Below are 12,487 nucleotides of genomic sequence, written 5' to 3' on the forward strand. Positions count from 1 at the left end.
GAAGCGCATCACGGAAAACGGAGGTACCCCGCAGTGCGAGGAAGCCGTGGTCAAGTCCCTCCGCTGGCTGAAAACACAGCAGAACGGCAACGGCTCCTGGGGTGAAGGACAATTCCGCGCCTCCATGACCGGTATTTCCCTGCTGGCCTATCTGGCCCATTGCGAAACGCCTCTTTCCGAGGAATTCGGAGAAAACGTCCTGAAGGGCATCTCCTTCCTGGTAGACTTGGGCATGAAAAACCCCGTCCTGTCGGAACAGCCCGCCTTGAAGGAAATCTGTTATGACCACGCGGTAGCCACCTACGCCCTGTGCGAAGCCTATACCTTCTGCAAGCAGATGGACATCCCTTCCATTTCCAATCTGGAAAAGGTCGTCGTAAAAGCCGTGGACAGGATTATTGACGCCCAGTGCCCCAACGGCGGCTGGGCCTACAGCTACAATAACAAAATCAATCCGGACATCGACCTTTCCGTCACCGGATGGAACGTGCAGGCCCTCAAGGCCGCCGAACACGGAGGCATCAAACCTACCAAAGGGGAAATCCGCTCCACACTGCGCAAGGCCTCAAGCTACGTGCGCAAGAACGTCATGCCGGACGGCAAGTTCTCCTATAAGGAAAACGGCAATATGCCCCGTTCCTCCCTGGTAGGCGTGGGCGTGCTTTCTCTGCAAATGACGGGCAACGGCTCGGACAGCGCCGCCCGCAAGGGACTGGACTGGATCAAAAACAATATCAAAGCCCTCCAGTGGGGCCAGGGAAGCGGCACGGAAAACGTCAAGAGCAATCTCTACATGCATTACTACTGCGTGCAGGCCGCCATGAACCGTGGCGGAGACGTATGGACCTCCTACAACAAAGCGTTCCGGGACGCCGTGCTCAGCGGCCAGAATGCGGACGGCAGTTTCCGGAAAAATGATGTAGGATTCGTTTCCGGCATGCGCGGCAAATCTGAAAACATCTACCGCCAGTGCCTGGCAACGCTGATGCTGGAAACCTATTACCGTTTCCTGCCAGGTACGGGGGAAGGCACCAAGAACTCCTGAGGCATCCCCCGAACAACGGAAAGAGCGCCGCGGGAAAAGGTTCTGTATGCGAGAAAACAGACCTTCTGCCGGCGGCGCACAAATTAAATCCTGACTTGACCGCGGCGGCTTCTCTTGTTATTCATATGGTTTCCATTTTCTAACGACGTGAATAACAATTCTTCCATCATTTTCGGACTTTTTGATGAATTTCTTTGGATCCGGTGTTCCGGACGCGGAAGTTTTGCCAATAGCCCGACTGTCAAATCCCTGGGGGATGATTACATCGCTTCCGGAGGACGCCTGATCGTCATTGATCTGGAAACCTGCTCCGGCATTGACTCCACCTTCATGGGCACTCTTGCAGGCCTGTCGCGACGGCTGCTGCCCATCGGGGGTTCCATCCAAATCGCCTCCCCGAGCGAACGCTGCCTGAGCGCTCTGGAAAGCCTGGGACTGGACGCCCTGCTCAGCATTGAACCGCCCACAGCCCCCTGGAGGGGAAAAGTAGAGCAGATACGTGCCGCCCTGGGTACGGAAAACGCCCCTTCCGTCCATTTGGATGCCAAGGAGCAGACTCTCCACGTTCTCAATTCCCATTTGACCCTGAGTGAAATGAGCGAAGAGAACGAAGAAAAATTCCGTAACGTAACCGACTGCCTGAAAGAAGAATTGGAACGGCAGAACGATAAATAAAATTTCCTCCCTTCCACATGGACCTGCGCTCCATGGCCTCCCTGTATGAGGAAGCCCTTTCCGCAGCAAGGGAAGAAGGGCCGGCTGCCGTCAGGGAATATTCCGTTTCCAATCGTTCCTCCCTTCCGGACGAACGGACGCTTCAGCTTCTTCTGCTGGAAGGGGTATTCGGAACTTCTTTTACGGATGATTCAGGCAGGGACGTTCACATTCTGGATTTTGGGAACTGGAATAAATCCGCCGGGCCGGACTTTCTAAACGCCAGGATACGCATTAATGGCGTTCCACAGTCAGGAGACATCGAACTGGATCCCGCGCCGGAAGACTGGGAACGCCACGGGCACGGTTCCAACCCGGGGTTTAACGGCGTCATCCTGCACCTCGTCTGCACGCCCAGCCGCAGGGGATGGTTCACCCGCAATGCCCGGCATGAACGCATCCCTCTGGCTGTCATTCCTCCCGCTGCGCTGGCGCAATCAGGAACATCCCCTTCCGGCAGCGCCCCGGTACGCCACTGCCTCCACGCCGATCTGCTGGCTTCCATGGCTCCGGAGTCTCTGGAAACACTTCTTCAATCAGCAGCAGCCTACAGGTTCCGGAACAAACACCGCCGCCATGCGGAACGCGCCAAATACGCAGGAGAGGAACAGACCCTTTTTGAAAACCTGGCGGAAACGCTCGGCTATCACGCCAACAAAACCGCCATGCGCCACCTGGCCCTGCGGGCGCCCCTTCGCTCCATCCGGAACTGCCCGGAATCCCTGCTCTTCGGTACGGCGGGATTCCTCCTTCCCGTGCTGCCGGCCTCCTGCACACCGGAAGCCGTAGATCTGCACAAAAAACTCTGGGCTCAATGGTGGCCCCTGCGGGAACAATTTGAACTGGCGCCGGACCGCTCCTTCCCCTGGACATTTTCCGGCAACAGGCCGGCCAACCATCCGCAGAGGCGCGTAGGGGCGCTGTCCGTCATCGCAGCAGACTTTGATACGTTTAAGCGCCTTTGCGTTGCCAGACATACGGAAAAACTGACAGAGTACCTCTCCTCCCTTACACACCCCTACTGGAGCACCCATGTAACGCTTCCCTCCTCCCCCTCTCCCCGCCCCATGGCCCTGATGGGCCGGGATAGAATCTTGGACTTCATCATCAACCATCTTCTTCCGATGAAAGATGACGAACACGCATGGAAGCATTATCTCTCCCTTCGGGCCGGACAGGCGGGAACAAAAGTTCTCTCCGTCTACCAATCCCTGCTGGGCCGCAGGCCGGATGCACAAGCCTTTCTTGCGAAAGCCTGGCACCACCAGGCTTTGCTTCAAATCCACGATGACCTGTGTTTCCTCCATTCCTGCGCCATTTGCTCCCTGCTCGGGCAGATGGAAAAGAAATGAGAGAATATCCCTTCTTTCCTTAAAGCGGAGGGCCTTCCCCTACGTAAATCCTCCCCAACCTTTCCATCCGGAGAAAAATTCCTTCTTTCGGAACGCGCCATTCCAGCATACACCACTTTTTCAATAAACACTGTCCCCTCCCGCAAAGGTTCGGGATAAAAAAGGCTTCCAGCCCTTACAAAAGGACTGGAAGCCATGATCATGTTGCGTCCCGGAACTAAAACCGGATCAAGGATTTCTCTTTTACCTGGCTGCGGGCTGCGAAGATTCCGCTGCCGATTTCATCGGCAGGGTTTTCATGCGGGTCATCTTCCCATTGACGCGCACGGGCAGCACCTTGGGTTGGGCGGAATACAACTTTACGTTGCTCACCTTGCCGTCCTTCCAGGAAAAATCTACCGTGACATTGCCCCGGGCTTTCAGCCCCTTCACAGAGCCTTCAGGCCACGCTTCCACGGGAGAAGGCATGATGTCCAGGCCCCCGGCATGGGATTGCACCAACATTTCACAAATGCCGCCTACAATGCCGAAGTTGCCGTCCATCTGCATAGGGGGATGGGTAGTCAGCATATTCGACAACGTATTGAACTTCAATAACCCCTGCACCATTTCATGAGCCTTGTTCCCCTCTCCCAGGCGGGCCCACAGAGCCGTGCGCCACGGCCACGTCCAGGAACGGCGGCTGTCTCCGGTCGTGCCGCGCCATTCCAGGGAAAGACGGGCGGCTTCCGCCAGCTTGGGCGTCTTGAGCTTGCTGATCTGGTTGCCGGGGAAAACGGCAAAGAGGTGGGACGTATGGCGGTGGTCCGTCTTGGGAATGCGGTCAATCATCCATTCCTGAAGATTCCCTTCCTTGCCTATTTTGTTGCCGGCCAGCCTTTTCAGCTTACCCTCCAGGCTCTTGGCCCAGGCGGCGTCCTTGCCCAGGATGCGGGCGGCTTTGATGGTATTGGAGAAAAGCTCCGCAATAAGCTGCTGGTCATGCATCACGCCGTCTTCACGCGGCCCATGTTCGGGAGACCAGCCATTGGGAGCCACCAGAGTTCCGGCTTTCACATCGGCCAGATCCTTCTTCTCCTCTTCGCTCGGCTCCTTGCCGTTTGTTTTGAACCCTTCGCCCTTGGCGCCCAGTTCCTTCAAATGATCTTCCCAGAAATGACAGATTTCCTTCATCAGGGGATATGCCTGTTTCTCCAGATACTTTCTATCACCGGTAAACGCATAATGTTCCCATATATGCAGCGCATACCAAGCCGCGCCGGGAATATTCCACTGCCAGCCGTTGCCGCCGAAGATATTCTGGGAGGTGCGCACCGTCCAGCCGCGCACGGGTTTGCCGTCTTTGGTATTGAACCCCTTGTTCGCCTGGGAAGCGTCCCGGCAGCCGGGGGCCATTGCTTCCACGTAATTGACCAGAGCCTCATGGCATTCGGAGAGGTTGGCGGGTTCCGCCCCCCAATACGCCATCTGGACGTTGATGTTGTTATGGTAGTCGCAGGCCCACGGCGGTTTGACATAATCATTCCACAACCCCTGCAGATTGGCCGGGAGCGTGCCGGGCCGGGAACTGGACAACAGCAGATAACGGCCGAACTGGAACATGGTTTCCTCCAGATCGGGGTCTGCCGGATTTTTCTTATAGGATTCCAGACGCTTCGGCGTAGGCAGCTTGGCTACATCCTCCTCCGTTTTCCCGAAGTTGACCTTCACCCGGTCAAACATGGATTTGTATTGGGAAATGTGGGCCTGTTTCAGGGCGGCATAATCCGCAGAAGCGGCTTTGGCCGCATAACGGTCCAGCTTCTTGGCGGGAGATTCGCCCTTCCAGTCCTTTTTATAATCCATCAGATAATCCGTCTCCATGGCGATGACAACCATGCAGGAATCCGCATTTTTCACGGAAATTTTATCGCCTGCGGAGGAAAGCGTACCGCCTTTGGGACGGATCAAAACGCGGCCTTCATAATTCATGCCGTTTTTCAAAATCCCCTTCCAGGTGATGACGGGGCCCTTGGCGGAAATATCTGCTCCAAGCTGGCTGTTAACGGAAAAATCCGCGCTGAACTGGCCGGGCTTGCTGGCTTTATAATTCAACACCAGAACATTGGCAGGCGTGCTGGAGAATGCCTCCCGGTCATACGTCACGCCGTCAGCCTTGTAATTCACTTTATGAATGCCGTCCCGGAGATCCAGGGCACGCGTAAAATCTTCCACAGACAGGGAAGCTGGCTGGTCGCCTTTTTTAAAGTCCACGAACAAATCCCCGAACGGAAGATAGTTGCCGAACTGGTTCGTCCCGGCATCAGGCCCGTAACCGTACCCTCCCCCGGGATTGGCTCCGCCGGACCAGAGGCTGATTTCATTCAAGGCAAGCCGTTCGCGGCCGGGAGCGCTGAAAATCATGGCTCCCACGCGACCGTTGCCAATGGGATACCCTTCCGCTTCCCAAACGGAGGCAGGCTTCCTGTACTTGCCAAAGCTGCCCTCGGAATTTTTGTCTTCCTGCGGATAAACAACTACGGCCGGTTCATCAGACCAGATCAAATTGGAGGCGGAAGGCTTATCCAGAGCCCCCCACCCGAAAGAAACGGCACTTACCGCCACGGCAGATAAATATAGAGATTGGAAATGCATGCTTTAATAAACAATGTCACATATCTACTGCCTTCGCAACCTCTATCTTTCAGCCATTCCAAACTTATCGTCCGCCACATGGCGGAGCCTTTCCCCCGTTATCCCACTCCCGGTTCAGGAACGCTTCCTCCAATGATGGCGAGAACAGCAAATTTCCTTGTTTTTCACAATGAGCCCCCTACCTTGGCAAGTATGTTTAAACGACTTCTCTCCGCATTTTTTTCTCTGTTCTTTCTGGGGGCGGCCTCCGACACATCCTTTGCGGAAGTCACTGTTCCGGACGCCCTGAAAGACCGGATTGCCCTGAAAAAAACGGCACGGCAGCTCAATATCGTCTATTTTCTGGGCAGTGATACGGAACCCGTTCCGGATTACGAACGGCGCCTCAGCGAACTGCTCCTTCACCTACAGCAATTTTACGGCAAGGAAATGCAGCGGCATGGCTATGGCGCGCGTTCTTTCGGCCTGGACATCAAATCTCCAGGCCGCGTGAACATCATTGAATACAAGGCCAAATATCCGGCGGCCCATTATCCTTATGAAAACGGAGGCGGCTGGAAAGCGGCCCAGGAACTTGACGAATTTTTCAAAGCACATCCGGACAGGAAAAAAAGCCAGCACACGCTTATCATCATGCCTACCTGGAATGACGAAAAGAACGGCCCCGACAATCCCGGCGGCGTCCCCTTTTACGGCATGGGGCGCAACTGCTTCGCCCTGGATTATCCGGCCTTCGATATCAAACATCTGGGCCAGAAAACCAGAGAAGGAAGGCTGCTGACCAAATGGTATGGGGGTATGGCCCACGAATTGGGACACGGCCTTAACCTGCCGCACAACCACCAGACCGCCTCGGACGGTAAAAAATACGGCACGGCCCTGATGGGTTCGGGCAATTACACGTTCGGGACCAGCCCCACGTTCCTGACTCCGGCCAGCTGCGCCCTGCTGGACGCCTGTGAAGTATTCTCCGTCACCCCGGCCCAACAATTTTACGAAGGCAGGCCGGAAGTGGAGGTCAAGGACGTAGCCATCTCCTTCAAAGGAGACCAGATTCTGATTTCCGGCAATTATACAAGCCCCCAGACCGTTAAAGCTCTGAACGTTTACATCCAGGATCCTCCTTATGCGGTCAACCAGGACTATGACGCCGTTTCCTTCTCCCGGCGCCTTGGGAAAAAGAGCGGAAAATTCTCCATGAAAATTGACAAAAAAGAGCTGGATGGTTTGAACAACAACGAATTCCGCATTTCCCTCATGTTTATTCTCGCCAACGGGCTGCACATGCAGAAGCATTTCACGTTCCACTGGGACGCTCTTCAGGATTACAGGGACGGAAGCAAATCCTGAACGCATTTTCCGCACGGTCGGATGATGCCGAAAGCGTGGCCTCCGCACCTGGCGGGGGCCTTACTCTTTCAAACTGGTCCGCCAGCCGGAAGCGTGCTGGTAATAATAAACCGCCTCCCTTTCCAGATCTTTCATCCGCCCGTCCGGAGCAACGGCTTCCCCGTCCCGGAAAAATTCCACTTCACGCTGGGGTTTGAGCACCACCATGTCTTTCCCTTTCAAATAGCCGATATACTGGTAATTACTCACAAAATACCGGGACTGGTAAGAAGGCTTTAAAGCATCCTTTCCATAAAAAGCCGCATCATACGGCCATTTCAACAACCCCAGCAAAGTGGGCAGCACGTCAATCTGGCTCACGGGAATTTCCCGCCGTTCCGGTTTCAGCAGAGCCGGAGCGTAGAAAATGGAAAAAATGCGGTGCGTTTCCGGATTAAGAGCCTGCTTTCCCGCGCTCCCGGCGCCGTGGTCTCCTACGAACACGAACAGCGTGTTGTCAAACCAGGGTCTGGTTCTGGCCTCCTCCACAAAGGCGCCTACCGCATAATCCGCGTATTTCACGGCCCCCATGCGCCCCGTGCGGGGAGGGATGTCAATGCGCCCTTCCGGGTACGTGTAGGGACGGTGGTTGGACGTGGTGAACACCACCTGCAAAAACGGCTTGCCGCGTCCGCAGGATTCATCCGCCTCCCGTACGGCGCGGCGGAACAAATCTTCATCGCAAACGCCCCAGATGGTGGAATGGGTCACCTCGTAATCATTCATGGAACTACGGTCCAGAACCTGAAAACCGTTGTGTCCGAAAAAGTAATTCATGTTGTCAAAATACCCGTAGCCGCCGTAAATCCATTTGAGATCATATCCCTTGTCCCTGAAGATGGACCCTATGGTCTGCAAATGCTCATTTCCTTCCTGGCGAAGGATGGACATGCCGGGAAGCGGAGGTAGGGAGGTGCTGATGGCCTCCAGCCCGCGTACGGAACGGGTACCCGTGGCATAAGTGTTCGGGAAGAAAATGCCTTCCTTTCCCAGACGGCTCAGGCACGGAGTGACGTCAGCCCCGTCTTCCCGGCATTCGTTTAAAAATTCCGCCCCCATGCTTTCCATGACCACCACCACGACATTCGGGCGGATAACTCCCCCGGAAGGGCGCACCTGCCTCTTCACACTGCCGGACGAAGCTCCCGGCACGGACGTGTCATCCGCCGTAAACTCCCGGGCCAGAAACGCCGCCGCTTCCGCGTCCGGCAGCGTCCGGTAATAGGCGCGGTAATCCAGTTCATTCTTGAGAAAGGCGCTGAACAGGCTGTAAAGGCCATCCTTGGCCATTTCCGAATTATAACGGTTGTTCACGGCATCCGCATCCTTGATATCCACCAGCCAATATCCTCCCGTGACGCAGGCCAGCAGGAACAGCACCACACAGCCTCGTTTCCATCCGGCGGGCACCGCCCCGTTCCGGGGAAACAAAAACCTCTTCATTCCCCAGACGGCCAGAACGGACGCCGCCAGAATGCCGCCCAGAATAGGGATGATGGGATAGGACTCGTAAATATTCCCGATGACCTCCTTGGTGTAAACCAAATAGTCTACCGCAATGAAATTGAAGCTGGCTTCAAACTCGTTCCAGAAAAAGGCTTCCGCCACATCTTCAAACAGATTGGCGAGCACAAACAGGAAAAACCACGCGGAAGTGAACCACCTGTCCGCCTTCCCTCCCGCCTTCCCGCGCGGCAGAATCCACAAATAAACGGCGTAGGGAATAAGCCAGTAGCACATGGTGACGGCAAACTCCGTCAGAAAAACGTATGCCGTTTTCAGAAGGGAAACCAATCCGAAATCCATGTTTCGGTATTCGAAAAATACCGTAAACAGATTTTCCACCGCCTCAATACCGAACGCAAACAGGAGGAACGGCCAAAACCTCCTCCAATAATAACGAATCATTACTGCCGGAAATATGACAGCCGGAGCATGCCGTCAATGCTCCATCACAACATCACGGGGATATGGATGTCATTCTGCGGAAGAGAGACGGGATAAGACTCTCTTACACCACATCCAGCGCGGCATCCCAGTCTTTCCAGACAGGCTCCAGCCCGGCATTCCGTATGGCGCCGACCACCTGCTCCGGTGTGCGCTGGTCGGAAATCTCAAACTGTTCCGTCGCCTTGCAATGCCCTTTCCGGTCATCGGGGAGATCCACCCGGTTGCCCCGCACCGTCAAATGGGCGGCAGCCGTTCCCACGCCCGTGTAGCCTCCCGGTTCCGTGCGCGCAATAGCGGACATGTGAGTCATGCCCAAATGCATCAGGGCATTCCTCATCGGCGCGGGTTCACGGGTGCTGATGGACATGCCTATCCTGGGGAAGCAGATGCGCAGGGCGGCCATGAGCTGGACAAAATGGCGGTCATCCAGCATCAAGTCCGGATCAGGTTCATATTCGTAATTCCCGGCATAGGGACGCATGCGGGGAAACGCTACGGAAAGCGCGGATTTCCAGCAATGCTTCTGCAGGTAATCCAGATGGGCGGCAAGCGCCATGGCCTCCCGCCGCCACGGCGAAAGCCCGAACAGGGCTCCTATCTGAATGCGGCGGAAACCGCCCTGATAGGCGCGTTCCGGACAATCCAGCCTCCAGTTGAAATTTTTCTTCATCCCTGCCGTATGCAGGGTTTCATACACTTCCCGGTTATAGGTTTCCTGATACACGGCCAATTGTTCCGCCCCGTGGCGGACGATCTCCGCATAACGGTCGTCCGGCAACGGCCCTATCTCCAGCCCCAGGGATGGAATAAAGGAATGCAGGGCGTCCAGGCATTCCTGCATATACCCGTCGGAAACGAACTTGGGATGCTCCCCGGCCACCAGCAGGATGCTGCGCAGCCCCAGGCCGTGCAGGTAACGGGCCTCCTGCACCACTTCATCCACCGTAAGCGTGGTGCGGATAATGGGATTGTCCCGTGAAAAACCGCAGTACTTGCAATTATTGATGCATTCGTTGGACAGGTAAATGGGGGCGAACAGGCGGATGGTCCGGCCGAAATGCAGCCGCGTCAGGCGCCGGCTCTCTTGCGCCATCGCCTCCAGGCGGGCGTCGTCAACCGGTTCCAGCAACGCCATGAAACGGCGCACCAGAGGAGAAGGGCAATCCATCAAACCGTTTAATTCTTCAGAAAAAGACATAAGTGAACTAAGTAAAATTGGAGAGAGCCGGTTGCATTTCCATTCCTGGACCGGAAAGCCCCAATTTGCCCCCTCCCTCTTAAAAGATACCATCTTTTACCGTGTCATTTCCCGGAACGGCGCGTTCCATGAAAGCAGAGGGACCTGCGAATCGTCGTGACAGACGGCCTCTTATGGACTAATCTGGTTTATCCTTTCATGAGCGCTACGCCGAACAGCCTTTTCCGCCATTATCTTGATTCCCTGATCCAGCAGGGAACAACGCGAGCAAGCCTGACGGATGAAGCCAGAAACGTTCTCAGAACATGGTACGTGGCCGCCAGACAGGGAGGCCGTCCCGCCGCATCAGCGTCCGCTTCTCCAAAACCGCCGCCCCTGCAGACGTCTGCTCCCGCACCTGCCGAAATGCCGGAACCACCGGAACTGCTTCCGCAAAGCGGGGAACCGGCATTCTCCATCACCCTTCCGGAAGGGACAATGGAAGACAAGCTGCAATACCTCCGCCATCTGGCGCAAAACTGGAAACCGGCGCGGGAACTCAACTCCCTGCGGGACACCATGGTCTTTGCCACGGGCAATCCCCATACGAAACTCATGCTCATCGGGGAAGCTCCCGGATATTATGAAGAAGTGCAGCAGGAGCCCTTCGTGGGCCGTGCCGGGGAAAAACTCAACCAGATATTAAGGGCCATGGGACTCTCCAGAGACATGGTTTACATTTCCAACATCGTCAAATTCCGCCCGGCCCTGCCCAACCAGCGGACCAATAACCGCGCCCCCACGCCGGAAGAAATTGAAGCGTGCCTGCCCATCATCATGCATGAAATCCGGGTCATCCAGCCGAAAATGATTATAGCCCTGGGCGGAACCGCAGCCGTAGGCCTGCTGGGGGAACAGGGATCCGTCAGTTCCATGCGCGGCAGGTTCCACAACCTTAACGGCATTCCCGTACGCGTCACTTACCATCCCAGCTACCTGCTCAGATCAGACAGCCCGCGGGAAAAACGCAAGGTATGGGAAGACATGCTGGCCGTTATGGAACGCCTGGACATGCCCATCTCAGAAAAACAGCGCGGCTACTTCCTGCCCAGGGAATAGCCCCGGAAACTCCCTTATGCCTCATTTCCAGCTGAGGCAGGCAAAAATCCCTGAACCATTTGGCGTGGCAGGAAACATTGGTATGCCTCCGCGCATCCGCATTCTATTTTCCAAAGCGGTTGTACGACCCCATCCCGCTTTTTCCCGGAGCAGCCTCTAACGCATCGGCCAATTGGGAGGATAGAACAGGCTGCCCCCCCTGCCCCGTATCCTGCCAGGAGCCGCCGAAGCACAGCATGCACGGAGACATGCAAACTTCCTCCCGTTTTACTGGTCCGGGACCTTACGAAATGATCCTCTCCACCAAATCCTCATCACCGTCCGGCCCTTGTAATCCTGCCTGTGGGATGCAAACGCAGCTTCCAGAAAATGAGCGCCATGCTCCGGCGTCAGTTTCCGATCCGGAAATCTTTTCAATTCCGGACACCTCCGTATCAAAACTCTGGTGAAATACCTGATACCGCGCCGTGTCGTGAGGCGAAGATCCCGTTTCACCTTCAGCGTTTCCTCAGCGCCTCCGAACAAAAGCAGAATCCATCGGGTTTCAGATATCTGAGGAAGAATATCTGGATGTCCTCCAACGGTTCAGAATCCGGTGCTGGAAAGTTTGCCGCCGTTACCGGAAAAGCGGAGGCGCCGGCATGAAAACATACCTGGGCAATGTAACCGTTTTTGAGCCGGAACGCTATTTGCGCGAGAGGAACCGGAAGAAGAGGCTGCTGCTGCGGGAAGCCCGTCCGCTTGAATATGAAGATGGCCAGGAAATTGACGCTGACGGGCATTCGGACTTCCTTTCCGGTCTGATGTTCCGGGAAGACTTCGAGCGGGAAATGGAATCCCTGGAGCCGCAGGAAAGGGAGCTGGTTGAGGCATTGGTTGACGCTGAAGGGAATTTGTCGCGGGCAGCCAGAAGCATTCATCTGGAGGAAAGCAGGGCGCGCCGCCTCCGGAAACGGCTCCGGGAAGAAAAATTCACTTTTTTAAGAAATGGGCGGCGAATTTCCGGAAACGCGGCAAGCAATCATTGTGAAAGGTCTAAATCGACCTACTCGGCGTTTATAGACGTCGCAATCAAGCACTAATCATCACACCATGTATACCAACGAA

General features: G+C 55.6%; 9 protein-coding genes. 6 read left to right on the top strand and 3 right to left on the bottom strand.

Translation table 11 applies throughout. From position 1 onward, the window contains the following. The 3 genes from B3075_RS09235 to B3075_RS09245 form a co-directional block, all read left to right on the top strand. On the top strand, positions 1-1,045 hold a 1,045-nt coding region (locus B3075_RS09235; protein ID WP_290488319.1), incomplete at its 5' end, for a prenyltransferase/squalene oxidase repeat-containing protein. 147 nt (positions 1,046-1,192) lie between these two features. Continuing rightward, positions 1,193-1,720: an STAS domain-containing protein gene (locus B3075_RS09240; protein ID WP_179218384.1), complete on the top strand. Its 528-nt coding sequence runs from the start codon at positions 1,193-1,195 to the stop codon at positions 1,718-1,720. A 17-nt stretch (positions 1,721-1,737) separates the two neighbouring features. Continuing rightward, entirely contained in the window at positions 1,738-3,111 is a 1,374-nt protein-coding gene (locus B3075_RS09245) for a DUF2851 family protein (RefSeq protein ID WP_290488320.1), read from the top strand. 243 nt (positions 3,112-3,354) lie between these two features. Here B3075_RS09245 and B3075_RS09250 read toward each other — a convergent pair whose 3' ends face one another. Continuing rightward, entirely contained in the window at positions 3,355-5,715 is a 2,361-nt protein-coding gene (locus tag B3075_RS09250) for a glycoside hydrolase family 95 protein (protein ID WP_290488321.1), read from the bottom strand. Positions 5,716-5,937: 222 nt separating this feature from the next. Between B3075_RS09250 and B3075_RS09255 the strand changes: the two genes are divergently transcribed. Then, positions 5,938-7,095, top strand: a complete 1,158-nt coding sequence (locus B3075_RS09255; protein ID WP_094136348.1) for a hypothetical protein — start codon at positions 5,938-5,940, stop codon at positions 7,093-7,095. Positions 7,096-7,155: 60 nt separating this feature from the next. On the opposite strand, the gene B3075_RS09260 is transcribed toward B3075_RS09255, so the two are convergent. Both B3075_RS09260 and thiH read right to left on the bottom strand, forming a co-directional pair. Continuing rightward, complete coding sequence (locus B3075_RS09260; protein WP_290488322.1) at positions 7,156-8,940, bottom strand: LTA synthase family protein; 1,785 nt, start codon at positions 8,938-8,940, stop codon at positions 7,156-7,158. 205 nt (positions 8,941-9,145) lie between these two features. After that, positions 9,146-10,282, bottom strand: a complete 1,137-nt coding sequence (thiH, locus tag B3075_RS09265; RefSeq protein WP_094136346.1) for a 2-iminoacetate synthase ThiH — start codon at positions 10,280-10,282, stop codon at positions 9,146-9,148. Positions 10,283-10,438: 156 nt separating this feature from the next. Between thiH and B3075_RS09270 the strand changes: the two genes are divergently transcribed. After that, positions 10,439-11,380 carry a uracil-DNA glycosylase gene (locus tag B3075_RS09270; RefSeq protein ID WP_290488323.1) on the top strand — a complete coding sequence of 314 codons (942 nt, stop codon included), beginning with the start codon at positions 10,439-10,441 and terminating at the stop codon, positions 11,378-11,380. Between the two features lie 641 nt (positions 11,381-12,021). Beyond that, positions 12,022-12,462: a hypothetical protein gene (locus tag B3075_RS09275; RefSeq protein WP_290488324.1), complete on the top strand. Its 441-nt coding sequence runs from the start codon at positions 12,022-12,024 to the stop codon at positions 12,460-12,462. The last annotated feature ends 25 nt before the right edge of the window (positions 12,463-12,487 follow it).

It is taken from the genome of Akkermansia sp. UBA7090, assembly GCF_002493465.1.
GTDB lineage: Bacteria > Verrucomicrobiota > Verrucomicrobiia > Verrucomicrobiales > Akkermansiaceae > Akkermansia > Akkermansia muciniphila_A.